The 24,339-nt window shown below is 41.2% G+C and carries 22 protein-coding genes; 14 read left to right on the top strand and 8 right to left on the bottom strand.

Annotated features, from left to right (window positions below):
• The first annotated feature begins 8 nt into the window (after window positions 1-8).
• The 8 genes from V7K45_RS06270 (at window position 9) to V7K45_RS06235 (ending at window position 9,779) form a co-directional block, all read left to right on the top strand.
• Complete coding sequence (locus V7K45_RS06270; protein WP_335001448.1) at window positions 9-1,043, top strand: nitrilase-related carbon-nitrogen hydrolase; 1,035 nt, start codon at window positions 9-11, stop codon at window positions 1,041-1,043.
• A 147-nt stretch (window positions 1,044-1,190) separates the two neighbouring features.
• The gene (locus V7K45_RS06265; protein ID WP_335001446.1) at window positions 1,191-2,609 is read left to right on the top strand and encodes an aldehyde dehydrogenase family protein; all 1,419 of its coding nucleotides are present in this window, start codon (window positions 1,191-1,193) and stop codon (window positions 2,607-2,609) included.
• 339 nt (window positions 2,610-2,948) lie between these two features.
• Window positions 2,949-3,398, top strand: coding sequence for a DUF3598 family protein (locus V7K45_RS06260; RefSeq protein WP_335001444.1), 450 nt, complete (start codon window positions 2,949-2,951; stop codon window positions 3,396-3,398).
• A 125-nt stretch (window positions 3,399-3,523) separates the two neighbouring features.
• Window positions 3,524-4,912 carry a histidine--tRNA ligase gene (gene hisS, locus V7K45_RS06255; protein WP_335001442.1) on the top strand — a complete coding sequence of 463 codons (1,389 nt, stop codon included), beginning with the start codon at window positions 3,524-3,526 and terminating at the stop codon, window positions 4,910-4,912.
• A gap of 256 nt (window positions 4,913-5,168) precedes the next feature.
• Entirely contained in the window at window positions 5,169-5,456 is a 288-nt protein-coding gene (locus tag V7K45_RS06250; protein ID WP_335001440.1) for a Uma2 family endonuclease, read from the top strand.
• A 9-nt stretch (window positions 5,457-5,465) separates the two neighbouring features.
• Window positions 5,466-5,795, top strand: a complete 330-nt coding sequence (locus V7K45_RS06245) for a hypothetical protein (protein ID WP_335001475.1) — start codon at window positions 5,466-5,468, stop codon at window positions 5,793-5,795.
• Window positions 5,796-5,947: 152 nt separating this feature from the next.
• Window positions 5,948-6,523: a TMEM175 family protein gene (locus V7K45_RS06240; RefSeq protein ID WP_335001438.1), complete on the top strand. Its 576-nt coding sequence runs from the start codon at window positions 5,948-5,950 to the stop codon at window positions 6,521-6,523.
• A gap of 397 nt (window positions 6,524-6,920) precedes the next feature.
• The gene (locus tag V7K45_RS06235; RefSeq protein ID WP_335001436.1) at window positions 6,921-9,779 is read left to right on the top strand and encodes an ATP-binding protein; all 2,859 of its coding nucleotides are present in this window, start codon (window positions 6,921-6,923) and stop codon (window positions 9,777-9,779) included.
• Window positions 9,780-9,982: 203 nt separating this feature from the next.
• Here V7K45_RS06235 and V7K45_RS06230 read toward each other — a convergent pair whose 3' ends face one another.
• The 4 genes from V7K45_RS06230 to V7K45_RS06215 all read right to left on the bottom strand — a co-directional run bounded on the left by V7K45_RS06230 (window position 9,983) and on the right by V7K45_RS06215 (window position 14,392).
• On the bottom strand, window positions 9,983-11,470 hold the full coding sequence (locus V7K45_RS06230) for a hypothetical protein (protein ID WP_335001433.1): 1,488 nt from the start codon (window positions 11,468-11,470) through the stop codon (window positions 9,983-9,985).
• Between the two features lie 19 nt (window positions 11,471-11,489).
• Complete coding sequence (locus V7K45_RS06225; protein ID WP_335001431.1) at window positions 11,490-12,221, bottom strand: class I SAM-dependent methyltransferase; 732 nt, start codon at window positions 12,219-12,221, stop codon at window positions 11,490-11,492.
• 481 nt (window positions 12,222-12,702) lie between these two features.
• A complete protein-coding gene (locus V7K45_RS06220; RefSeq protein ID WP_335001429.1) occupies window positions 12,703-13,416 on the bottom strand; it encodes a rubrerythrin family protein in 714 nt (237 codons plus the stop codon).
• 235 nt (window positions 13,417-13,651) lie between these two features.
• Window positions 13,652-14,392 carry an SDR family oxidoreductase gene (locus V7K45_RS06215; RefSeq protein ID WP_335001427.1) on the bottom strand — a complete coding sequence of 247 codons (741 nt, stop codon included), beginning with the start codon at window positions 14,390-14,392 and terminating at the stop codon, window positions 13,652-13,654.
• 57 nt (window positions 14,393-14,449) lie between these two features.
• On the opposite strand from V7K45_RS06215, the gene V7K45_RS06210 reads away from it, so the two are divergent.
• Entirely contained in the window at window positions 14,450-14,662 is a 213-nt protein-coding gene (locus V7K45_RS06210) for a hypothetical protein (protein ID WP_335001425.1), read from the top strand.
• Between the two features lie 199 nt (window positions 14,663-14,861).
• Here the strand turns inward: V7K45_RS06210 and V7K45_RS06205 are convergent, their stop codons facing one another.
• The gene (locus V7K45_RS06205; protein ID WP_335001423.1) at window positions 14,862-15,305 is read right to left on the bottom strand and encodes a hypothetical protein; all 444 of its coding nucleotides are present in this window, start codon (window positions 15,303-15,305) and stop codon (window positions 14,862-14,864) included.
• 500 nt (window positions 15,306-15,805) lie between these two features.
• Window positions 15,806-17,113, bottom strand: coding sequence for an efflux RND transporter periplasmic adaptor subunit (locus V7K45_RS06200; RefSeq protein ID WP_335001421.1), 1,308 nt, complete (start codon window positions 17,111-17,113; stop codon window positions 15,806-15,808).
• Between the two features lie 532 nt (window positions 17,114-17,645).
• Here V7K45_RS06200 and psaK point away from each other — a divergent pair.
• From psaK to V7K45_RS06180, 4 genes are all read left to right on the top strand, one after another.
• On the top strand, window positions 17,646-17,906 hold the full coding sequence (gene psaK, locus V7K45_RS06195) for a photosystem I reaction center subunit PsaK (protein WP_335001419.1): 261 nt from the start codon (window positions 17,646-17,648) through the stop codon (window positions 17,904-17,906).
• A 118-nt stretch (window positions 17,907-18,024) separates the two neighbouring features.
• Window positions 18,025-18,276 (top strand): hypothetical protein, encoded by a 252-nt coding sequence (locus V7K45_RS06190; protein WP_335001417.1) that lies wholly within the window; start codon window positions 18,025-18,027, stop codon window positions 18,274-18,276.
• A gap of 581 nt (window positions 18,277-18,857) precedes the next feature.
• Complete coding sequence (locus tag V7K45_RS06185) at window positions 18,858-19,445, top strand: LemA family protein (protein ID WP_335001415.1); 588 nt, start codon at window positions 18,858-18,860, stop codon at window positions 19,443-19,445.
• Between the two features lie 6 nt (window positions 19,446-19,451).
• Window positions 19,452-21,380, top strand: coding sequence for a M48 family metallopeptidase (locus tag V7K45_RS06180; RefSeq protein ID WP_335001413.1), 1,929 nt, complete (start codon window positions 19,452-19,454; stop codon window positions 21,378-21,380).
• 75 nt (window positions 21,381-21,455) lie between these two features.
• Here V7K45_RS06180 and map read toward each other — a convergent pair whose 3' ends face one another.
• Both map and V7K45_RS06170 read right to left on the bottom strand, forming a co-directional pair.
• Window positions 21,456-22,241, bottom strand: a complete 786-nt coding sequence (map, locus tag V7K45_RS06175; RefSeq protein ID WP_335001411.1) for a type I methionyl aminopeptidase — start codon at window positions 22,239-22,241, stop codon at window positions 21,456-21,458.
• Window positions 22,241-23,257, bottom strand: a complete 1,017-nt coding sequence (locus V7K45_RS06170) for a Gfo/Idh/MocA family protein (protein WP_335001473.1) — start codon at window positions 23,255-23,257, stop codon at window positions 22,241-22,243. Before V7K45_RS06170 ends, map begins: the two co-directional genes overlap by 1 nt.
• Before the next feature lie 731 nt (window positions 23,258-23,988).
• On the opposite strand from V7K45_RS06170, the gene V7K45_RS06165 reads away from it, so the two are divergent.
• On the top strand, window positions 23,989-24,288 hold the full coding sequence (locus V7K45_RS06165; RefSeq protein ID WP_335001409.1) for a ferredoxin: 300 nt from the start codon (window positions 23,989-23,991) through the stop codon (window positions 24,286-24,288).
• Window positions 24,289-24,339: the final 51 nt, after the last annotated feature.

Genomic DNA, 24,339 nt, shown 5'->3' with positions numbered 1-24,339 from the left:
CATACCCTATGCCCACTAATCTCGAATCATTCCGCGCTTTGGCACTGCAAGTTACCTGTCATGCAGTCAACCAAACCAGCGATCGCCACGAAGCGCGATCGCTCATGCAAAACTCCATCAACCGCCTAGCTCAACAAATTGCTGCCAGTATCGCTTTCATTGGCTTTGATTGTCGTTTAATTGTACTGCCAGAATATTTCCTGACTGGTTTCCCAATGGGAGATACTCTAGCAGGATGGGCAGAAAAAGCCTGTATAGAAATGGCTGGTGCTGAGTATGAGGCGCTGGGTAAAATTGCCCAAAAGCATAAAATCTTTTTAGCAGGTAACGCCTACGAAGTTGATCCCAACTTTCCCGGATTGTACTTCCAAACCTGCTTTATTCTTGACCCCTCTGGCTCAATTGTTTTACGATATCGGCGGCTTAATTCCTTATTTGCTCCTACACCCCATGATGTTTGGGATAAATATCTTGACTGCTATGGCTTAGAAGGAGTTTTCCCCGTAGCCAAAACGGAGATCGGTAATTTGGCGGCTTTAGCATCAGAAGAAATTTTGTATCCAGAAGTAGCGCGGTGCTTGGCGATGCGAGGAGCAGAGATTTTTGTCCATTCCACTTCGGAAGTATATAACAAAAACCTCACGCCCAAAGATGCGGCAAAAATCACTCGTGCCGTCGAAAATCTGGCTTATGTAGTTTCAACTAATACCGCAGGCATCGCTAATATTGCTATCCCCATTGCTTCAGCTGATGGTGGCTCTAAAATCATTGACCATCGCGGAATCGTATTAGCAGAAACAGGTGCAGGCGAGAGCATGGCAGCATTTGCAGAGATTGATTTAGCAGCATTACGCCGCGATCGCCGCCGACCGGGGTTAAATAATTTACTTTCCCGCCAGCGATTTGAACTATACGCCGAAAGTTATCGCCAATCACACTTTTACCCCGCTAATACTATGCTGGAAACAGAAGTAGACCGCAAACATTTCCTGCAAACACAGCAAGCCACCATTGAGCGTTTAACCCAATTGGGCATAATTTGAATTTGGGAATGCGGCAGAAGAATTTTAGATTTTGGATTTTGAATTTTGGATTGAAGAAAAAAATCTAAAATCTAAAATCCAAAATTGAATAATTCTCAACTCCTGCCCCCTGCGTCCTGCGTCCTGCATCCTGCCTCCCGTCTCCTCATGACAAAAACAATAGAAGTCCGCAATCCCCGAACTGGCAAATTTGACTACGTAATTATCCCGCCGCCTCCAAGGCTGGTGGTACAGCAATGTAAGCGCACGCGTCGGGCACAAGTTCGCTGGCAAGAGTTGGGCTTAGAGGGGAGAATTGAAGCCTTACAGCAGTGGAAACAGGCGATATTATCTCAACGCGATCGCCTTACAGAAGCTTTGGTAAATGATACAGGAAGATTGTCAACCTCGGTATTAGAAATAGACTCATTCCTCTCTAGCATCGATCGTTGGTGTCGGCTAGCACCGGAATTACTGCAAGAATCGTCAAAAAATACAGCCATTCCGTTTATTGCTTTACAACAAACATCCGTTCCTTATCCTCTAGTCGGGGTAATTAGTCCGTGGAATTTTCCGCTGTTACTGTCTACCATTGATACCATCCCGGCATTATTGGCGGGTTGTGCTGTGATTGTCAAACCCAGTGAAATCGCTCCCCGCTTCGTAGCACCACTCAAAATAGCACTCAACGCCGTTCCCGAATTGCGCGATGTCTTAACTTTTGTGGAAGGAGCAGGCGAAACTGGATCTGTTTTGATTGAAAATGTAGATTTAGTATGCTTTACAGGCAGTGTAGCCACGGGGAGAAAAGTTGCACAGGCGGCTGCAAAACAGTTTATTCCAGCTTTTTTGGAATTAGGAGGAAAAGATCCTGCGATCGTTTTAGAATCAGCCAATTTAGAATTAGCAACCTCAGCAATATTGTGGGGTTCCGTCGTCAACACCGGACAGTCATGCCTCTCAATTGAGCGAATTTACGTTGCAGACTCTATATTTGAAAAGTTTTATCATCAACTAGTAGCCAAAGCACATCGCCTTGAGCTAGCCTACCCCACAGTCGAAAGTGGAGAAATTGGCCCCATCATCGCCGAAAAACAAGCAGCCATTATTAGCGATCATCTCCTAGATGCAGTGGAAAAAGGAGCAGTAATTCACTGCGGTGGTGTAATAGAGGATTTAGGTGGGGGTTGGTGGTGTCGTCCCACAGTGCTTACCCAAGTTAATCATTCCATGAAAGTCATGACCGAAGAGACTTTTGGCCCCATTATGCCAATAATGCCTTTTTCCACAATTGAGGAAGCGGTGTCTTTAGCCAATGATTCAATTTATGGATTAAGTGCTGCTGTATTTGCCTCGGAAACAGAAGCCTTAGAAGTTGCCCATCAAATAGATGCAGGTGCTATTAGTATCAACGATGCTGGACTCACCGCCATCATGCACGAAGGAGAGAAAAACGCCTTTAAATTCTCTGGTTTGGGAGGTTCACGTATGGGTGCGGCGGCGCTGAAACGGTTCATGCGAAAAAAAGCTATTTTGATCAAAACTAACGCTACTAATGACCCTTGGTGGTTTAATAATGAAGTTTGAAGGAGGCAAAAGGCAGGATAGCGCAGCCTAAAGCCTTCTCTACGAGAGGCTGCGCCAACGCTTAGAGCGAGTGCGCGTACTCTTACAGAGAAGCAATACTCAAAGTTAAAAACAAGTGCCATAGTGAAGAAAATAGCTGTAATTCTTGTGTGGTAAGGTATGAGATAGACTTAGAGTCGTACTTGGAGTTTATACGAGATGATTAGTGTGTGAGCATATATTGAGCATTAATAATTAGTAATAATCTATACCTATATTAATAATTATTACTTAAAATATTATATTTGAGCATTAAATGAGCATTTATTTAAGTTTATAAGCTAGGAGTCTTGTAAAATCATGGTTTCAAATATTCGAGAAGGAATGCCCGTGCTTGTCCGTCATGAAGGAGATTGGGTAGGAACTTATACAGTAATTGATACAACAGGAAAAATCCTCGACAAGTATGAATCTCACTTAACTTGTCAATTTCCAGAAAATGGTCCTCATCCCTACTACCAAATCAATCGCTACAAATGGTCTGATGGTAAACGAGAAGAATATGAATTTCCAGGAATCTATAAAGATAATAAACTTTGGTTTGACACCGATCGCATAGACGGAAAAGCCTGGGAAGCCGATGATTCGATTGTTATTTTGTGGTTTAGTTATAAGACAAACCCAGAAATGAGCTTATATGAAATGATTTACATTAGTCCTGACAATAACAATCGTGCCCGTACTTGGCATTGGTTTAAAAACAATCAAATCTTTCAACGCACTCTAATTCAAGAAGAACGGGTAAGATAGTAATTTCTCCCCCTCAAAGAAAAATCTCATTATTCTCCAGTCCGCGCAGGCGGACTTTGTTTGTGTAGCCACGGCTTCCAGTCGTTAAGCTTTCATCTCCAATCTCAACTTAGTAAGGTACACGCATGGCCAAAGGTGACAAAATAAACTTTTCTACACCTAGCGGGTTTCCAGAATTTCTTCCTAGCGAAAAGCGTCTAGAACTATATTTGTTAGATATCATCCGTAAAGTTTTTGAAAGCTATGGATTTACGCCCATTGAAACACCTGCTGTAGAACGTTTAGAAGTACTGCAAGCTAAGGGGAATCAAGGCGATAATATCATTTATGGAATTAATCCTATATTGCCACCAAATCGACAAGCCGAGAGAGATAGATCGGGCGAAACTGGTTCGGAAGCAAGAGCTTTAAAGTTCGATCAAACAGTTCCTTTAGCGGCGTATATTGCCCGTCACCTGAATGAATTAACCTTTCCCTTTGCTCGTTATCAAACCGATGTAGTTTTTCGTGGAGAACGGGCGAAAGATGGGCGTTTTCGTCAGTTCCGCCAATGCGATATTGATGTAGTTGCGCGTCGCGAACTCAGCTTGCTCTATGATGCTCAGATGCCTGCAATTATCACTGAGATATTTGAAGCAATTAATATTGGTGATTTTCTGATTCGCATCAATAACCGAAAAGTTCTTACTGGTTTCTTTAAATCATTGGGAATTGCCGAAAATCAAATAAAATCTTGTATTGGTATTGTTGACACTCTAGAAAAGATTGGTGAAAGTAAAGTCAAACAAGATTTAGAGAAAGAAGGGATTGCAGCCGAACAATCACAAAAAATTATTGAGTTTATTAAAATTGACGGCTCCGTTGATGAAGTCTTAGATAAGCTCAAGCATCTCGCCCAAAATCTGCCAGAAACCGAGCAATTGAGTTTAGGAGTTACCGAATTAGAAACGGTAATTGCTGGAGTGCGTAATCTCGGAGTTGCCGAAAACCGTTTCTGTATTGATTTATCCATTGCCCGTGGTCTTGATTACTATACTGGTACAGTTTACGAAACAACTCTATTAGGACATGAAGCTTTAGGTAGTATTTGTTCTGGCGGGAGATATGAAGAATTAGTCGGGGTATTTTTGGGCGAAAAAATGCCTGGTGTAGGTATTTCTATCGGCTTAACTCGTTTAATTAGTCGTTTATTAAAAGCTGGTATTCTAAATACCTTAGCTGCTACACCAGCCCAAGTGATGGTAGTGAATATGCAAGAAGATTTAATGCCTACTTATTTAAAAGTTTCTCAACATCTGCGTCAGGCGGGAATTAATGTCATAACTAACTTTGAGAAGCGTCCCTTGGGTAAACAATTTCAATTAGCAGACAAACAAGGAATTCAATTCTGTGTAATTATTGGTTCTGAAGAAGCAGCAGCGCAAAAATCCTCGCTGAAAGATTTGAAAACAGGCGAGCAAGTAGAAGTGCTATTAGAAAATTTAGCTGAGGAAATTAAAAAAAGGCTTACCTAAAATTTGACTTATAAAGTCGCGATTGTCTATTGCAATCTGCCTTATACACCCTACTTATTTGGAAATCCTTTATGAGTTTGTCGGATGTCCCTAATCTCTGGGTTCCTTTAGTACTTTTAGGTTTAATTGTTATAGCTGCTGTATTTTTCAGCCGCAGCAACTGATATTTAAACAATTACAGAAACTAAGTACATCTCAACATAAAAGGGGTTCGTAAATATCGAGGTTTGCTGTTGTCACACCCGATACAATCCATTTGCCCCCAGGTGCGGTAGTACGCCTACCTGGAAGTTGGCAAGATTATCAAACACTTAATGAACAACTAGGCGTAGGCGTAGCCCGTCGTAGACATCGCTCCTCTCCTCGTATCAAATATAGAGATGGAGAAATTCTCTTGATGGCACCGCTACCAGAACATGAGCGAAAAGTAAGTGTAATTGCAGATGTAGTCAAAGTTTTGCTCGATCATCTGGGACGAGAATACGAGGCATTTACCCCAATCACAATGGAACTACCACAGGAAAGTGGTATAGAACCAGACTAGTGTTTTTATATTGAAAACTGGGAAGCAATTGCAGGTAAAGATCGGATCAATTGGGGTGTCGATTCATCATCCGATTTGGTAGTGGAGATAGACATTACTAGCTACACCGATGTAAATGACTACCTAATTTATCGAGTACCAGAAGTTTGGGCGTTCAGGAAGAACCAGCTTGTAATTTACAGGTTGCAAGGCGATCGCTACACTGTTGAAACCAGTAGCCGTTATTTCCATAACATCAATGTGTCAGAAATAGTTAAAGAGTGTTTGAAAATTGCCTACGAGCGTAATACTAGCGCTGCTATTCGGGAATTACGGCGGAAATTGGCAAGTGAGAATTAAAGATTTTGATTTTGCGATGCCCTCTCTACGAGACGCTTTACGAACGGTGGGTTACGCCAACACAGAGAATCTTCATCAATGGCAACTACTTTGTACGATAAAGTACAGAGGATTGCGACTGAGTTTCAAGTAAATAGAAAAGGAATGCGTATATGGGAAAAGGGAGATTAGAAGCATTCAGCGATGGGGTGATTGCCATCATTATCACCATCATGGTGCTGGAAATCAAAGTACCGCATGGGTTGGATTTAGCTGCGCTACGCCCACTAATCCCAGTATTTCTGAGCTATGTGTTGAGTTTTATTTATATCGGCATCTACTGGAACAATCATCATCACCTACTACAAGCAGTCCGACACGTTAATGGGCGTATCCTTTGGGCGAATCTGCATCTGCTGTTTTGGTTGTCGCTAATCCCCTTTGTCACTGGTTGGATGGGCGAGAATCACTTTGCTCCCATACCAGTTGCCCTTTATGGTACGGTGTTGTTGTTGAATGCGATCGCTTACTTCATTCTGACTCGCACCCTGATTTCTTATCACGGCAAGGATTCAACTTTAGCGATCGCAGTTGGTGAAGACTTCAAAGGAAAAGTATCAGTAGTTGTCTATGCTGTGGCAATTCCACTTGCCTTTGTGAACTCATGGTTTGCCTGTGCATTGTATGTTTTAGTCGCAATCATGTGGCTGATTCCCGATCGTCGGATTGAGAAGACTCTCACTTCCTAAGCGAATTACAAATTACCTACAAGTGCAATAGCTAAACACAAAAAATATCAAAACGGCAAAACCAGTCGCGGCATAAAACACACTACTAATTCCGCCAAAATCAAAGGCATAACCCATCAACAAAGAAGCTCCAGAGTTATCTATAAAATGTGGTGCATCTCAAAGAGTTATCCCACAGTCCCACAAAATACAAAGTACTGAGATATTCAAAGCAATAGAGACAGCTATCATAATAAAAGCTATAAAACAGGCAATGCTTCCTTTAGAAAGTTGTGGATAATTACCGATCAAAATAGTCAGAATATAAGCTAATCTTGAAGCTTTCAGCATTCTCACCCTTATTGTAATAAATAAAAATATGTTATTTAAACGTTTGTAGTGTCATTTCTAATTAATTATGCCTACCCAGTCAGTTTTGGGTGTGGAAAAAAATTACAAATCAGTCATGAAGCTTCCGCGTTCCTTAACTGCTGTTGAAACTTTTGGCTTTGGTTTGTCTGGCTTACTTTCATGGTTTACCTCTGCACCATTCATAACTTCTGGGCTAGGAATGCAAGCCTTATTTGTGTGGATACCAGCAACCATTATAGGTGTAATGCTGTGCTTTCAGGTGCAAGCGTTAGGCAGGCAATGGCCGGATGTGTCAGGAGGAACACCTAATTACACCAGCAGACTGCTGAAAAATTTTCCGTTTTTAGGACGCTACGCAGCACTAGGATATTTTGTTGGTTGGGTTTCATTTCCCATCAACGGCGTCATTCTTACAGAATTGATCGAAGTTCAGCTGGAACCTTGGGGCATTCATTGTCCAGAGATGGTGATGAAAATTGGTTTCACATTACTTCTATTCAGTATTGCGTTTAGTGGTACGCGCGCTTTAGCGATTCTACATTTATGTTTCATTATTCCAGCAGTAGGATTAGTGCTTCTGTTTTCTGTTCAAGGCATAGGCTGGTTAGCGTTTTCGCCACAAAGTCCTGGTTTATTTCCTGGTAGTTTGCCTAGTTTTTCGGCTATTGAATGGCCAAAGTGGTTTTTCTTTGCTGTTTATGCTGTTTATAGTGTTGAAACAGGTGCGGCGTTTGTAGCGGATAGTCAAAAACCCGATCAAACTTTACGTTTATTATCAGTAGCTGGTTATTCGATTGCTATCATCTCTCTGTGTGGCTCTTGGGTGCTGATACGTTTAGCTAGTAACCCAGAGTTAGAAGGCGATTTGTTTAAGACTTTTGTCGCAGCTTCACCTTTTTGGGGCCAGGCAGCTTCATTAATTGTAACGTTATTGATTTGCTCTAGTTGCCTTCTTGGTGCTGCTATCGGGGTAGCGAATACTCCTCGTATTTTGTACCAACTAGCTTTAGACGGGTATATGTCTCCAGTTTTTACAGTTGTTTCTCGTCAAGGGGTATTGCAACCTAGTTTAATATTTGCTTTTATATTCAGTTTGTTTTATTTACTTTCGGACGATCTTAATAATTTAGTGATAACTATCACTATTAGCTATTTGTTATGTATTATCACATTCCACTTTGGGCTATGGTTGAACCGCGGACAGCCAGGAATACGATGGCCTTGGTTATCCTTGGGCTTTTGTTTTGTGGAGCTAGTAGCTTTATTAGTTGGTGGTTTAGCCTGGAGATGGCAAAATTTAGCTGCTGGGCTACTGTTACCTATGATAGTTTTGGTAGCTGATGCGGCTATCAGGCGAATTCCTTTTGCACCTTTCGATCTGAGATGGTGGGTGCAACGCCGACAGTCCTACAGTACCCAGATTAAAGATTTTGTAGGGTTTCAAGTAGGAATTTTAGTGGCATTAATTTGTAGTACTGCTACTATTACCTGGCTAGTTAAGGAGCAGTTGGAAAAACTTCCTAATGGTGCAGATAATAATCTTTTTTTCACTCTGCTGATGGTAATTTCATTTATGGCAGTAGCGATCGCTTGCTGGACTACTTTACCACAAATTGCATCGATTGCTGAAGCCCGCGAAGTGGCTGAAAGTCGCTTCATTACTGCCTTAGATACTGTGCTAGATACAGTTTTAGTGCTGGATGAAAATGGCGTAATTACTCAAGCTAACTCGGCTGCTGAAACATTGTTAGGGATAGATGTTAATCAGCTGCTTGAGCGTTATCTTGATGATTTTTTTCCGGAATTAGGTGATATACCTGCTTATTGGCAAAGCAGAAGTGAGCAAATCTTACAAAAATCCCCACAAGATAAGCAAATCATTGAAACAACAATTTCACACAAAATCAATCACCAGCGTCAAGAATATATTGTTTTCTTACGGGATATTAGCGATCGCAAGCAAGTAGAAGAAGCATTACGTTATTCTGAAGCAACTTTGCGCCAGCAAGCAGCGGAACTGGAAGAAACTTTACAAGATTTACAGCATACCCAAGGACAGCTAATTCAAACTGAGAAAATGTCTAGTTTAGGTCAACTTGTTGCTGGTGTGGCACACGAAATCAATAATCCCGTTAACTTTATCCACGGGAACCTCACTCACATTGATAACTATACTCAGGATCTAATTAGTTTAATCGAGCTTTATCAAGATGTTTATCCAAATCCAGTACCAGAGATTCAAAATTTGATTGCAGAAATTGAACTTGATTATCTGATAGAAGATATGCCCAAAATCTTTTCTTCTATGAAAGTCGGTACTGAGCGCATCCGTGAAATTGTCCTGACCTTACGCAACTTCTCTCGGCTGGACGAAGCGGAGATGAAACCTGTCAACATTCATGAGGGAATAGATAGCACACTGTTAATTTTGCATAATCGTTTAAAAACAAAACCAGAACATCCTGCGATTGAGATTTACAAAGAGTATGGAGAATTACCAGCCGTAGAATGTTATGCCGGACAATTGAACCAAGTATTTATGAACATTCTTAGTAATGCTATTGATGCGTTAGACAAGTACAACGAAGAAAGAACAGTAGCAGAAATCAAAAACTACCCTAGTATGATTATCATTTGTACTAAAGTAGTAAATTCTGATTGGATAGCTATCTCTATTCAAGATAACGGCCCTGGAATGAGCGAAAGTGTTAAACAGAAGTTATTCGATCCTTTCTTCACTACAAAACCCGTGGGACAAGGCACGGGTTTGGGATTATCTATCAGCTACCAAATTGTAGTGGATAAACACGGTGGCAAGATAGAGTGTATTTCTGAGCCGGGACAAGGGGCAAAGTTTTGCATTCAAATCCCGATAAAACAGGCGTATGTCGCCAATATTAGGTAACACTAGCACTCTTTAATCTAGTTTGCTAAGATAATAACTCTTTTTTACTAGCAATAGAGAAAATCTGAAATCCTTGATTGAAACAACTTTATTTCATTGTTAATTAATGAAATTTATTTTCAATCAGAAGTCCAAAATTCTCATGCAATCAAACTCCCAAAAATCATAACTATTTTTTCTTGCCACGCTCCAAGAGGAATAATCTAAACCTTATACACCACCCATTGAAGCTTCTTGTATTCTACAGGTGAGAACTTCTCTTTGAAGCTGAACAATCCACTTGTTTCCGAGCCACCTAAATTTAAATAGCGGTATCCTGCTTTTTGGAGGAGGCGACAGCATTCCACAATCAAGTACTCTGAAAGGTTAGGAAATTCCTGATGCAGGGTGATACTAGCATAAAGACCCACTGTATCATCACTTATAGGCTCCATCGCAAAGAAAGCCGCAGCCTTACCGCCAATCCGAATCAACCGTGAGAAGTACATTTTGCCGTTGTTGCCCAGTGGGGGGTAATGAATAATGTTGTCATAGTCTGAGGTCTGCGAGATGTGCAACTGCTTGATATCCAAATAGTCAAAGAATTTATTGACGATATCATGTGCCTCAGCAGCATTCTCTTCGCCCAGAAACTCAGAAGTGGTTTGATCTCCAAACTTAGAGCAGAAGTAGCGATAGTTGGTCTTGAGACCACTGCGTTGATGCACCTTTAGCTTTTCCAAAACAGCATTGACATCGAGGATTTGTTCAGCAAAGGTATCATCTTCTTCCATAGCTTGGGCGTGCCAAGGATAATCCTCGATTGGTGAAAAGCCAATGTCCAGAAGGCGATCGCGTTCTTGCATCGTTAACTTTTTCACAAACACAGGAACACCACTTAGCTCTAATAAATGCCGACATAGACGCAGTAAGCTTTCTGCATCAAATTCTCCCATCGGGTTGACAACATGGAAGTGCCAGTTGCCTCCAAGTGAGAAGCGGTTCCCAATACCAATACCAGCTAGCATCCGACCATCAAAATACTTCAGTCCAAGGCGATCGGGCCCAAGTCCATTGGCTGCTTGGCAGACATAATAAAAACTGTTACCGTAAGTCTGCGTTTTGTCTACTAGACGAAAATCTCGAAAAAGCTGGCGATCTTTAGCGCTAATGTAGCTAACTCGACCACCAAATCGTTTGATTGTCCGTTCAGCAAGCAGATTCTTTACTTCTAGTGTGTTGTTTTCTGTGCTTGGAATCTCTGCTTGTTCCCACATACAGAGAAACTGTTTGCGCTGTGCATCAGCAAAGGCAAAATCTTGCACTACTAATATTTGAGCCGGAGAACCCCAAAGAATTGTGGCAACCTTATCGCCGTAGACACAAATAGTAGTGGGGTTAAAGAAATGCTCTGGAATCCAACGATGTTGGGATTTGGAGTCTTTAAGGGTGAAAGCATCACCAAACCGAGTAAGCACCCGCGTTTCAATCCCTCGATCTACTAGTTGACGCCAACGGGAAACAATGTCCTCTGGATCGGACTCCATAAAACGACGCTCATCGACACCACTAAAGTAAACTTCACCTCCTGTATTACCAAGGGTTTGGTGAATATCATCAAGCACAGTCTGTACAACATTATTCCCTTCAAAGGTAGACATTACAGAAGGCTGATTTCGTAGTTTTGCCTGGATAGGTAACACTCCGGTCATAGGTAAAGTTTTCCTTTTTTTAGTTAGTACGTTTCTTGAGTGAATAAATCACCCAACATGGATGCTCCAGTTCACTCACCCAGGTAAAGGGTTCGTTCCCTTGAGCGAGAGGTCGTTGCGCTTGAATGACCTCAAACCCCGCCTGCGCAAACGCAATTCGGTAGTCTCGATCCGTCCAGTAGTAGTCATATAAGACTATCTCTGTTCCCCGAATCGAGACTCGAACTCTTTCTCCTGACTGAAGGCTATAATTCTCTGGAAAATCATTTTGAAACGATAGCCAATCATGGGAGTAATATTCCTCTGAACAAGTCACAACAATGGCCATACCATCATTTTTTAGCAGGCGATCGCATTCCCTAAGTGTTTCTAGCATCTGAGGAATGGAGGAATATTCGAGCAGGACAAAACTTTGAAAAATCAGATTGAAGTAAGCATCTGCAAAAGGCAACGGCAATGCATCAATCAAATAGTATGTTCCGGTTGGATCGAATTGACGAGCTTGGGCTAACATTTCGGCATTGATATCAACACCGATCGCATCCCATCCCAAGGACTTGAGAAACCGAGTCGATCGCCCTGCTCCACACCCAAAATCTAAAGCTAGTAAACCGCAAGCAGGATTTTGAATACGTTGAGGAATATTGGCGAACGCAAGATAATATGTCCCTTCAATTCCTAAGTTGGAATACTGTTCTGAAAATCTTTGGTATGCATGGGTCTGCTCGTGTGCAATTTTAATAACAGACACGAAAATATCTCCAAAATATTTGAAGGTTAGTAAAAGCTAGAAATCTTAAATTTACATTAAGGATAAGTGATTTGTGTAGTTTTTAAGATAACAGACTATAATACAAAAAAGTATTACGAAAAGTTAACTATTATTTATAGTAACTAAAGTTTGATTAAAAATTATTAAGATATGAGTTATTACTACACTTAAATATTAAATAATTAGTGAGCTTTTTGAGATTTTTGAGACTAATATCGTGTCCGGTTAATTATATAAACAGGATTTACGCAAAATATCTCTCACACCCTGATTTTTCCGTGTTCTCTGTGCCTCTGCGGTTCGTTATTTCGTAACTCGTGCGTAAGTCCTAATAAAGATAAGAATGCGAAGTATCTCTTGAGATACTTCGCGTTTATGTGCTAAAAAAACAGCTTAATTACAGCAGTTTGCAAGTTAATGAACTACAGTTTTTAAAGTCAAGAACCAGATATAAAGCAAATTAGGCTGCAACTTTTTCCTCAAATGGTTTAAAGGTTTTTTTGCTAGCACCGCAAATCGGACATTCCCAGTCTTCAGGAATTTCTTCAAAAGGTGTACCAGGTGCAATTCCCGAATCAGGATCGCCAGCAACGGGATCGTAAATCATGCTGCATTGTTTACAAATCCATTTACGAGTTTTAGGTTCTTCACCAGCAACTCTAGTTGCTGCTTGTCCTCCATTTAATACTTCTAAGGCTTCAGCGTAGCGATCGGCGTGGTAATTTTCGATGAATTTTAACAAGCCAAAACGGTGAGCAGCTTCTCGAAATGTGTTGGCATGATCGTTAGATTCTTGAACTTGTTTGAGAAATTCTTCAGCTGCGGGATTGTCGCGATCGCGTTGGGCATCTGCGGCAAACTCTGGATACATTGTGGTATATTCATAAGTCTCGCCTTCAATTGCCAAAGATAAACAGCGAGATACAATTTCCCGCTTTTGTTCATCAGTTAAAGCAGCTGCATCTTCTACCACAAGTTCTGGATGTAGTAACTTAAAATGTGCAAAAGCGTGTTCAGTTTCTTGATCTGCTGTTTCTTTAAAAAGTTTCGCCAAGTCTGTAAACCCAAGTTGACGCGCCACCTCAGCGAAAAACAGATACTTACGATTTGCCATCGATTCACCACCGAAGGCAGCTTCTAAGTTTTGAAGTGTAGTAAAGTTGGACAAATCCATAATTTTTTAATGTCTAATAAGTGATATTTAGTGCAAAAGCACAGACTCTGCAACCGGATAATCAGCCATTATTTGTATAAGTTATAAATGCTTTATACAAACTTTGTCGTTCCATATTTAGCAATCCGTTTTAATCGGAAGCTAGCACGGCTGTGTTCTCCTACTTGGACAATTATAAAACCGAAAAATTGTGCAACTGACAAATTATATTTTTGATTCAGAGGAGAGCTTTTCCTCACGCGATTCCACCGTTGACACGAATATTTTGCCCAGTGATCCACCTAGCTTCGTCGCTAGCAAGAAACGCTACTACATCGGCGATTTCTTGCACATCTCCCAGTTTGCCAAAAGCAGCCATTTGGGCTAAACGATCTATCTGTTCTTGCGTTTTGCCTTCTCGGAATAATTCTGTATCGGTGGGGCCAGGAGAAATAACATTAACTGCGATCGCTTTTGCACCTAATTCTTTAGCTAGTACCCGCGTGATTTGTTCAACAGCACCCTTGGTTCCTACATAAGCACTATAAGTTGGCAGCATCATTGCCGTAGTTGATGAGGAAAAGTTGATAATCCGTCCTCCTTCTGACATGTGTTGCGTGGCTTGTTGGCAAGTAAAATAAGTGCCTTTGACATTAATGGCAAAAATCGCGTCGAAATCTTCTTCTGTTACCTCAGTAATTGGTTTATAGAAGGCAATTCCGGCATTATTGACCAAAATATCGACTTTCCCAAAACGTTCAAGTGTTTGTTCAAATAACCTTTTGATGTCGGGTACTTTGCTAATATCAGCTTGGATAGCGATCGCTTCTACTCCCAACTTTTCAATTTGTGCAACAACTTCTTGTGCTTTGCCTGCATTCCCCGCATAGTTGACGACAATAGATGCGCCGTTACCAGCTAACTTGAGTGCGATCGCTCGTCCAATTCCCCGCGATGCACCAGTGATAATTGCAACCTTCCCTGTCAAAGATGCCATAGATTAATCGAGTTTAATTTTGGTTAACTAAAGTGATTATCTATTGTTAAAGGTACTGTGCCAAGGTTAAATTTAGCGATCGCTGCTAAAACTCCCGACTTCATTCCAGCCAAAATCCCGCCAGTGAATTCAAGTAACTCTCAGGCGGGAGAAATGAAAATACTTTGCATCTTGACGGCATTTTCACAGCAGATTAAGATTTGCTACGGCTTGGCGAATATTGTTGAATATGTTGAGCTAAATCGAATTTCTGAGTATTCATTGAGCTAAACACAATGCCTATGGTAGTAAACTACGCCCTACCGAACTTGACAGAATTTAAGTGCTGATGACACAGGTATTGTCTTGACCATAGTCTACAAACATCTTTTATAAATTGTCTGTCTTCGCTAACCAAAAGCTCATCTGGTTTATCATATCTGCGTAGATTAAATTATTTTAAGAAGGGATTTTCTGAACCTATCTCGGATTAATTCTCAATTGGACATGTTGGCTCAGATAAGAGTGTTCCATTAAATGTATAAGTAGTGCCGTTGGCATTGATACCATTACCACTTATCCTCCGATCTGGAACCAAGTCTCCTCTTACTTGACCGCTAAGTGCGATACTTTCTTCTGAACTTGGATTTGTCACTGCTTGCCAATTTCTCTGATCCCGACCTAGATTTGTACGGCTATAAGTAGCATCTCTTATACCAAAGGGAAGGCTGCTACCATTACCAAAGCGAAGGCTGCTACCATTGGCGTTAAATTCCAAACAAGCAGTAAAATTTTCTCCCTGACTCGATTTAAAATTGACATTGTAGCTTTTGCCCTCCACTCCAGCTTGTACTGGCGCAGCCAACAACATTATTTGTCCAAGTAAACAAGTTAAAACTAAACCAAACTTAGATTGGATGATTTTCACTGACATAATTGTTTGCCTCTGTTATGTAATCAAGTAATTGCTTACTTTTACTCATTGGTGACAGGTTAAGGTCATTAACCTGTCACCAATAAGTAGTGGTGATTAAATTTAGTCAAAATCGAGGTTACAAACGGAAATTTCCAGCCTGTGATGCTTTCGCATAGCGTTTCATAGACAAGACTAGCTACGCCTACGCATATTTAAAAACATCGTTCATCCTTGCCATAAAATTTAGTATAAAGCTTAATGAGATACTCAATAGCATAGATAATTGACAGCGTAATCACTATTGACAAAACTAGTTATATCTTAAAATTTCATCAATGCTTTCTTTATGAGGAGAAAAAATGGAAGTGAGTTCAGAGTGGATTGCATAGATAGACATCTAAAGACCACTTTACAAGTTCTCCAACAAAGAACGATCGCTATAGTAACGCTCTTGGGTGAAGATTGGTAGGAGACAAGATTGAGACTTCTCTCCTGCTCCTCCTTTCTACTTTCCTTAATTAAAATTCTGGAACGATCGCCACACCATCCCTGAGATTGAGCAACCCTGAAATAATAACTTTATCTTCTGGCTGTAATCCTTCAATAACTTGGTAATTATTATCTTTGATCTCGCCTAGCTTTACTCGCCTTTGCCGAGCTACTTGTTGGGATACACCTTGGGGAGATATCTCTGTTTCAACTACATAAACAAAAGTGTCTCCACCTATACGAGTCATTGCTGTTGTGGGAATTAAAACTCCGGGGCGCTGATTCCAGAACACTCTAGTCCTGACCAATTGATCTGCACGTAGCTGGCCGTTTTTGTTGTCAAAAAGTGCTTTAATCAATATCGTTTGTGTTTCATTGCTGGCATTAGGTGCAATAAAAAATATCCTACTTCTACCAAGCTTTTGACCTTGTGTGTTCATCACCTCTACTGGCATACCCTTACGCAATTGGGGCCCTTGTTGTAGTGGTACAGAGATATTCACTTCTAAAGGCCGATTTTGCGTGATATTAACCAATGGTGTAGAAGTATTAACTAAATCACCGACTTTCACAGGGATGTTGCCAACTGTGCCACTAAAAGGAGCGGTAATTTTGTCAGACTGGGGCTGTTGTGTTTGAGTATTTACATTAGATTGCTGCAAGGATTTTTCAGCCTGCAAGATGGTGGCTCGTTGTGCTTGAATTCTGGAATCAATTGCATCGAGACTAGTCTTAGCATTGGCGAGCCGATTAGCAAACTGATTGCTAGTCTGTCGAGACACGGCTCCTTGTTCAGCTAGGCTGACAAACTTATCGTAGTTCTGCTGGTACAATTGCAGATTCGCAACGTAGGATGGTCGTTCTGCTTCTAAAGATTTGAGCGTGGCGCGGGCATTTGCCAGTTGCATTAAAAATACTTGAGGCACAGGATTATTCCTAGCGATCGCTGCCTGTGGTGTAGGATCTACTTGGAGAATTACCGCTCCTTGGACAACTGGATCTCCCGATTTAACAAGTATCTGGGTAACTTGACCCTGAATCCTCGGCTGGAGCGTGACTGAGCGGAGGGATTTTAGACTAGCAATAAAATCTGAACTTTCCTCAATTATGCCGCTTTGTACTGTTGATATTTTGACTCTTACCCCTTGAGGTTGAGCGTTAGCATTTGAAGGTGCTGAATTTTGTGGAGTAAGTAAACGCCATAGAGTTGCTCCGCTTCCTAATAATAGGAGTCCGGCTAAACTTAACCAAAGCCACCGCCGTTTTCCAGAAGGTGGCTCAAATGACGTTTCTGGAGCTTTTTCTCCAAAATCAGTTTGAGGCTCAGGGGATGTCATGGCTTGTGAGGAACTTAAGGAACAAATTAACTCGAATTCAATCAAAATTTCATCTGTCGTTCTTGAAATTACTGATTTAGCATGAGGTTTTGCGGCAAATTATGTGTTACTCCATCCCAATATACAGTTTTGATGATTCTGTCTAAATCTACCGAAAGGTGAATCCGCTCCTTCAATTTCTGACTTCAACTGTATCCTTCAAAAAGTTAGGGATAATTTTATCGGAATCACTTTTATCTACGGCAGATTTCAAGTTCGGGAGGTACGCAAGTTAAGTCTGTTACCCAAGTATCAAGCGTATTTTACTCCTGAACTCTACTGTAAGTATAAATCAATACTAACGGTTCGCATGTTTCAGACATTGAAATACAAACTAGCTAGCACAATCAGCTCGCTGCGTTGAACTCATATTGTATTAAGTAGTAATAATAACTGTTAAATATTGATGCAAAATCGGGTAATTTCTTGAATTTGCTTCGGAAAGTTTCAGATTATGTTTTCAACCATTAATAAATTTCAGGAGCAAATCTAGGTGTTAACTTCAACCTTACTCGCTGCTGCAACCACACCTCTGCAATGGAGTCCTACAGTTGGACTGATTATGATTATTGCTAATATCATTGCCATTGCCTTTGGCAAATCTACCATCAAGTATCCCAACGCAGAACCAAAACTACCCTCAGCCAATTTCTTTGGTAATTTTGGTGTACCAGCCCTTTTAGCAACTACTGCTTTTGGTCATATCTTAGGAGTGGGAGCTATTTTAGGGTTACATAACCTGGGAAGAATCTAAGTTCTTACCCAAGTTAGCCTTTATTTGATGATTCTTTTGTCTCCAGCTTTGAGCCAGAGAGTTCTAACTCTCTGGCTCTTTTATATGAGACACTAAGTAATATCAGTATCTCAATAGCATGACAGATATAACAGATATATCAAAAAGAATTGCCAGCAAAGGCGATAATCCGCTAAGTTTGTCACCTGTCAACTTGCAGTCACAAGAAGACGTAGAACTTGAGCGAAAACTGCGAGAACTCAAGTTTAAACAAGAACTAAGAAAAGATTGGATTTTATTTATTGTCAGGGATGTAGTAATTTTTCCTGCCGCTATCCTTTTTATTTTTGCTGTCAGTGGTTATTCCCTATTTATTCAGATTCATAGGTGATATATAGCAGTTTTCATTTGCATGAAGTACAAAGTTACGGGTTTTGAGGCAGGAGGCAGGAGGCAGGGGGCAGGGGGCAGGAGGTAGAAACTCTTTCCTGCATTTTGTACCTCACTTACTTGCAATCTGCTGTATCTGGCTAGAATTTTTAATCGACCACAGAGGCGCAGGGTACACAGAGAAAAGAGAGATGATAAGTAGGTAGACATAATTAAATACAATAAAAATAAAATAAACTCTTAGTTTGTAGTGAGTGATTTTTCGCTCAGAGCAAGGATTATCAAGATTAAAGTCCTGACTACAAACTTTAATTTATTTATGCCTAAATACTTAGACACAAATAGTTTGGAATTGTTGTAAATTATTTCTCTTATCTCTGTGTTTATTTCACTCTGCGTTCTCTGCGGTTATTTAAAAAATCTTACATCAGTAAACTCGCGTAACTAATTTTACAGACGACGAAGCCAACTCGCTACAAGTAGACTCATCTTTATATCCACACAAATTCTGCTGGATATCAGGATTACCGTAATTGGTGAATCTGTAAAAAAGTAAGTATCTGATGGAAATAATCTAAAAATATGGGGCTTTTAATATTTGCTGTTGCTTTAGTTGCCATTGTTGCTGTAATTATCATTAATGCTTACAACGATTTAGTTAAGTATCGCAACCGTTACAAAAATGCTTATTCTCAAATCGATGTTCAATTACAGCGCCGTTATGATTTAATTCCCAACTTGGTGGAAACAGCCAAAGGGTATATGAAACATGAGCGAGAAACCTTAGAAGCAGTTATTGCCGCCCGAAATTCTGCAATTAATGCTAGCAGTCGCGCCGCGCAAAATCCTGGAGATCCCCAAGTGATGCAACAGTTGGGCAATGCTGAAGGGGCGCTGACGGGTGCGTTAAGTCGGTTGATGGTACTTTCAGAATCTTATCCAGAATTGAAAGCCGATCGCGCCATGACTCAGGTAATGGAAGAATTATCTTCCACTGAAAACCGGATTGCTTTTGCTCGTCAGGCTTTTAATGACGCGGTGACACTTTACAACACCAAGAGCGAATCTTTTCCCAGCAACCTTGTGGCAAATACATTTAACTTTACTGTTGCAGAATTGCTCCCCGAAGCTACTCCAGAAATCAGAAATGCTCCACGCGTATCTTTTTAGGTGTCTATGAATTTCTTTGAACATCAGGATCGGGCACGCCAAAATACGCAACAATTAATCGGGTTATTTTCCCTATCGATCGCAGTCATGATTATGGCAATTTATCTTGCCAGTTTATTTCTGTTTCGCATGGCTCCTCGTGTTTGGTGGCATCCAGGGTTATTTCTCTACGTAGCTGGGATTACAATAATTGCGATCGCAATCGGAAGTCTGTATAAAATTGCCTGTCTCCGTCAAGGCGGAAGCGTCATTGCCCAAGAGTTAGGAGGAAGACTTCTGCTAGCAGAAATAGCCGACGAACAAGGGCGACAACTATTAAATATTGTCGAGGAAATGGCGATCGCTTCTGGTATTTCCGTTCCCCAAGTTTATCTCCTCGATAGAGAAACCAGCATTAATGCCTTTGCTGCCGGATTTACGCCCAATGATGCTGTCATTGGAGTTACCCGTGGAACCTTGGAAAGCTTGAGCCGGGATGAGCTACAAGGAGTCATCGGCCACGAATTCAGTCATATTCTCAATGGAGATATGCGGCTGAATTTGCGTTTAGTGGGACTACTGCATGGGATTTTATTCATTTATTTAACCGGGGAATTGCTCTGGCGCCTTCGCGGTAGCTTCCGTTTAGGAAAGGAAGACAAGGGTTTACCTATCTGGGCGTTTGGTTTGGCACTGATGGCCATTGGCGGTATCGGATTACTTTGCGGACGCTTGATTAAAGCCGCAGTCTCTCGCCAACGCGAATTTCTCGCCGATGCTTCAGCTGTACAGTTCACTCGTAACCCCAACGGACTTACCGGAGTCTTTCAAAAACTCCAACAGATGGATTCACGCTTGATTTCGCCACGTGCAGAAGCCTCTAGCCACATGTTTTTTGGCAATGCCCTCAACCCCTCTTTCTGGGAAGATATTTTTTCTACCCACCCACCTTTAGCAGAACGTATCCGCCGCGTTGGGGGTTTGAACGTCAACAATTTAGCAGCAATGCCATCTCGCAATCAAATGCGTTCCCCTTCCCAAGAATCCCTAACAATGGGCTTTGCTGGTGGTGGCAACACCACACCAGAAAAGGTTGTAAACCAAGTCGGAAGCGTTACACCAGAGCATTTTGCCCATGCTCAAGCGCTGTTATCGCAGTTACCAGAATCCTTGCGTTTGGGTGCGCGGGAGCAACAAAGTGCAATGGCGATCGCTTTTGCGTTAGCGTTAGATACGGAAAATCTCCAAATTCAAGAACGTCAAATTGCTTGGTTACGCGAGGTGCAGCCTGCTGAGTTGGTAGACAAAACCTTGGAACTAAGTAGCGAAATTAGTCAGTTAGATTCCAGAATTCGCTTGCCGCTTGTGGATTTGGCAGTGCCTATATTGCGCCAAAATGCCAAAGAATGCCAAAGGCTATGCAAATGCGTCCACGGTTTAGTTGTAGCCACGGGAAGTTTATCGCTGTGGCATTTTGTATTGCAGTTAATACTGTGGCATCGTCTGCAACCTAGTATAAATCCCACATCTACTACAACCGTAGAATTCACCTCCATCGAACAGATTTGGCCAGATAGTCTATTAATATTGTCCGTAATTGCTCGTGTCGGACATTCCCAACCTGATGCGTCTACTGAAGACATCGCCTATGCTTTTCGTTCTGGAGTTTTTCGACTTCCCAAAGCCGGAGAGCAAGAAAAACCAGAAATGCCATTAAGTTGTAATTTTACCGAACTAAAGAAAAGTATTGAGCGCCTGCGTCTTGCCACTCCCAAACTCAAACAAGCTATTGTTGATGCTTGCGCTCACACGGTACTATTAGATAACAAAGTTACTCCTTCAGAAGCAGATTTACTCAGAGCGATCGCCATGACGCTAGAGTGTCCCATCCCACCATTTTTAAATCCTCAGCCTAGTCTTTCAAAACAAAAACAACCTTCTCCAAAACGAACTTAATGTAAGTTTATTTGGATAATTTGTTTCTTGGAAGTCTGTAATCAAGTTGCAAATCCCATCATTATGAATTATTAATCATACAGCCCAGTAATTCTCGCCTTCAGGTAAAGTCAGGATTTCAACTCCATCTTCAGTTACAGCTAAGGTATGCTCACATTGAGCAGAAAGCTTGCGATCGCGCGTTACCGCAGTCCATTTATCGCTGAGAACTTCGACTTCGTAAGTGCCTTCATTAATCATTGGCTCAATGGTAAAAACCATCCCTGGTCTGAGGCGCTTGCCCTTACCGCGTGTGCCATAGTGGGGAACATCCGGCGCAGTATGGAAAATATTACTGATGCCGTGGCCAACGAAATCTCGCACTACCGAAAAGCCTTGTCCTTCAGCATACTCTTGAATGGCTGCACCAATATCGCCAATGCGAGCCCCAGGTTTAACTTCAGCAATACCTAGACGCAAACACTCTTCTGTCACCTCTACCAGCTTCCTCGTTTTTGGGGAAGGAGAACCAACAAAAAATGTCTTGGATGTATCGCCGTGATAACCTTCAACAATCGGCGTCACATCAATATTAATGATGTCACCTTCTTTCAGGATTTGCTTGGCGTTGGGAATGCCGTGACAAATTACCTCATTTACACTAGTGCAAATCGATTTAGGATAACCCTTATAGCCAAGGGGTGCGCTTTTTGCTCCATGCGCTTGCGTCCAACGTTCGGCTTCATCATTTAGTTCGAGAGTGCTAACCCCTGGTTTCACAAAGGGTTCTAGATGCTGGAGAAGTTTAGCTGCTAAACGCCCAGCTTGACGCATTTTCTCTATTTCTCGTTGGGATAAAATAACAATTAGTTCAGTTTTCATTAACTTTTATCTAAAGTATCTTTCATAAACATAGTTAACCCTGTCTGTGCAGCTCTTTGTGCGGTATCAGCAACCTTTAAGGTATACAAGCTCTCCTCTGGAGTAACGTACAAAGGAGTCCCGTTAAAAAGATGGTCTAACACCATATTCGTGTCTTTGGCGAATAAACCCCGGCGAGGGCCAACCTCTATAGGTGTTGTTTCCCCTGGCTGGACGAATATTCCGGTGTCGCCATCAAAAATTAAACCACCTTTTTCACCGTGAACTTCAAACTTGCGTTCTGATTGCCAAATACTTTCGCCTTTGCCATACACTACTTGGGCTAAAAGTCCACTGTTAAAGGACAGTTCACTAGTGCAGAAACAGGTTTGGTAGTATTCCGGTTCTATTTCCCAATATCGCTGGTGACAGTTAACAGTAAATACTGTACCAAATAAATCGATGAGGCGATGTAGGCGAGACAAGGCACCAATTAAGGGAAAGCCGAACAACTCGTGGTTATAAGTCCATTTGCGGGGTGCAGGATTTTGAGGATTGATGGTGCTGTAGCGAACATAAAACACCTCACCAATTTTGTCTAAGTTTTGCTTCAAAGCTTGATGCAAACCACCCAAAAGTTCCAAATGTTCAACGTGCAGGAGTTTTTGTTGTGTTTTGGCTAAGGCAATCAGTTCCTCGGCTTCAAATACATCTAACGAAAGAGGATACTCTACAATTACATGTTTGCCGTTGGTAAGTGCTGCACGAGCGATCGCACCATGATCTCGATTAATAGTGGAGATCGCTACTAGGTCTATATCTTCACGCTCTACTAGCTCTTGCCAGGTATTCAAGACTTCAATCTGGTAGTCTTTAGCAAAGTTTTCGGTTTTTTCTCTTGTATGACCAACAACCGCGACTATGTGCGATCGCTCATCATGGAGCAATGCCTCAGCCCGAAACTTTGCCGCATACCCAGTACCTACCAAACCTACACGCACTCTTGCTTTTTCCAAAGCTGCTTCTGAATTATACATGATCTTCATTAGTTCTGTTTTCGATCTTCCCACGCTTCTAGTAGTCAGATTCTCTCTTCATGGGGTTCACCAGTCTAGACTCTACAACATTCGTCCTACCCCCTCAAGGAGCGATAAGACTTTATTTGCAGCTAGATAGAATTACGTGTAGTCAAAAAGGAAGACTTCAAAACAAAAGCCCTTTTTCATTCATAATGTCAGAAATTTGTCAATATCATGAACAAATAAATGACAAAATAAAATTACATCTCTATTGTTATAAGGGACTTCCAGAAAATAAATTATCCCATTTTCATAGTGGCAAATTCTTTCTCCTCTGCCTCCTCTGCATACACAACGATGGAATATTTTTTAATTAGAAATCCCGAAGGGCGCATTTAAATCAGATGAGAAAATGAAACAACCCTATTTTTTAAAAGAGTTGGGGAATCTCTTCTACGTAAGTTCTATAAAATAGAGGTAACATTAACCTTACTCATATTTATGTTTTAGGTATATAATTTTTTCTAATCACAACCTGACTAGGGTAGAAAATAGTATAAAGAAAACTTATCGGGATTAAGTAACTAAATTTCATTACTAATCGGGTTCAATTTCCAGTCACATCGTTTAATTTTTCTCGTAGTATCAGAATTGAAGCAAATTTGAACCAACGGCTAATCCCACAGAACAGCCGTGACCTTTGCCTTAAGATAACTTATACTGCCGTTCGCAAAAGAGAGGATTATTCAATGCCAAGTTATAAAGTCACACTAATCAACGAGGCTGAAGGACTGAACGAAACAATTGAAGTTGAAGACGATACCTATATTCTAGATGCTGCTGAAGAAGCTGGTCTTGACTTGCCTTATTCTTGCCGCGCTGGTGCTTGCTCGACCTGTGCAGGTAAACTCACCAAGGGTACTGTCGATCAGAGTGACCAGTCATTCTTAGATGATGAACAAATAGAAAAAGGATATGTACTGACTTGTGTCGCCTATCCAACCTCTGACGTAACAATCGAAACTCATAAAGAAGAAGACCTTTACTAAGAGTTAAGCGACTCAAACATAAACCTCTTGCAAGAGTTACTAATGTTGACA

This window comes from Nostoc sp., assembly GCF_036917375.1.
GTDB lineage: Bacteria > Cyanobacteriota > Cyanobacteriia > Cyanobacteriales > Nostocaceae > Nostoc.
Note: the sequence above shows the minus strand (reverse complement) of the source record. Positions and strands in the feature narration are given on the sequence as shown.

What these genes read in the sequence shown, in the direction of transcription:
- V7K45_RS06235 (WP_335001436.1), top strand. Translation starts at nt 6,921, where the DNA reads ATGCCTACCCAGTCAGTTTTGGGTGTGGAAAAAAATTACAAATCAGTC.
- V7K45_RS06205 (WP_335001423.1), bottom strand. Translation starts at nt 15,305, where the DNA reads ATGTCAGTGAAAATCATCCAATCTAAGTTTGGTTTAGTTTTAACTTGT.
- V7K45_RS06190 (WP_335001417.1), top strand. Translation starts at nt 18,025, where the DNA reads ATGACAGATATAACAGATATATCAAAAAGAATTGCCAGCAAAGGCGAT.
- V7K45_RS06170 (WP_335001473.1), bottom strand. Translation starts at nt 23,257, where the DNA reads ATGTATAATTCAGAAGCAGCTTTGGAAAAAGCAAGAGTGCGTGTAGGT.
- V7K45_RS06270 (WP_335001448.1), top strand. Translation starts at nt 9, where the DNA reads ATGCCCACTAATCTCGAATCATTCCGCGCTTTGGCACTGCAAGTTACC.
- V7K45_RS06180 (WP_335001413.1), top strand. Translation starts at nt 19,452, where the DNA reads ATGAATTTCTTTGAACATCAGGATCGGGCACGCCAAAATACGCAACAA.
- V7K45_RS06260 (WP_335001444.1), top strand. Translation starts at nt 2,949, where the DNA reads ATGGTTTCAAATATTCGAGAAGGAATGCCCGTGCTTGTCCGTCATGAA.
- V7K45_RS06265 (WP_335001446.1), top strand. Translation starts at nt 1,191, where the DNA reads ATGACAAAAACAATAGAAGTCCGCAATCCCCGAACTGGCAAATTTGAC.
- V7K45_RS06240 (WP_335001438.1), top strand. Translation starts at nt 5,948, where the DNA reads ATGGGAAAAGGGAGATTAGAAGCATTCAGCGATGGGGTGATTGCCATC.
- map (WP_335001411.1), bottom strand. Translation starts at nt 22,241, where the DNA reads ATGAAAACTGAACTAATTGTTATTTTATCCCAACGAGAAATAGAGAAA.
- V7K45_RS06200 (WP_335001421.1), bottom strand. Translation starts at nt 17,113, where the DNA reads ATGACATCCCCTGAGCCTCAAACTGATTTTGGAGAAAAAGCTCCAGAA.
- V7K45_RS06220 (WP_335001429.1), bottom strand. Translation starts at nt 13,416, where the DNA reads ATGGATTTGTCCAACTTTACTACACTTCAAAACTTAGAAGCTGCCTTC.
- hisS (WP_335001442.1), top strand. Translation starts at nt 3,524, where the DNA reads ATGGCCAAAGGTGACAAAATAAACTTTTCTACACCTAGCGGGTTTCCA.
- V7K45_RS06230 (WP_335001433.1), bottom strand. Translation starts at nt 11,470, where the DNA reads ATGACCGGAGTGTTACCTATCCAGGCAAAACTACGAAATCAGCCTTCT.
- V7K45_RS06165 (WP_335001409.1), top strand. Translation starts at nt 23,989, where the DNA reads ATGCCAAGTTATAAAGTCACACTAATCAACGAGGCTGAAGGACTGAAC.
- V7K45_RS06215 (WP_335001427.1), bottom strand. Translation starts at nt 14,392, where the DNA reads ATGGCATCTTTGACAGGGAAGGTTGCAATTATCACTGGTGCATCGCGG.
- V7K45_RS06185 (WP_335001415.1), top strand. Translation starts at nt 18,858, where the DNA reads ATGGGGCTTTTAATATTTGCTGTTGCTTTAGTTGCCATTGTTGCTGTA.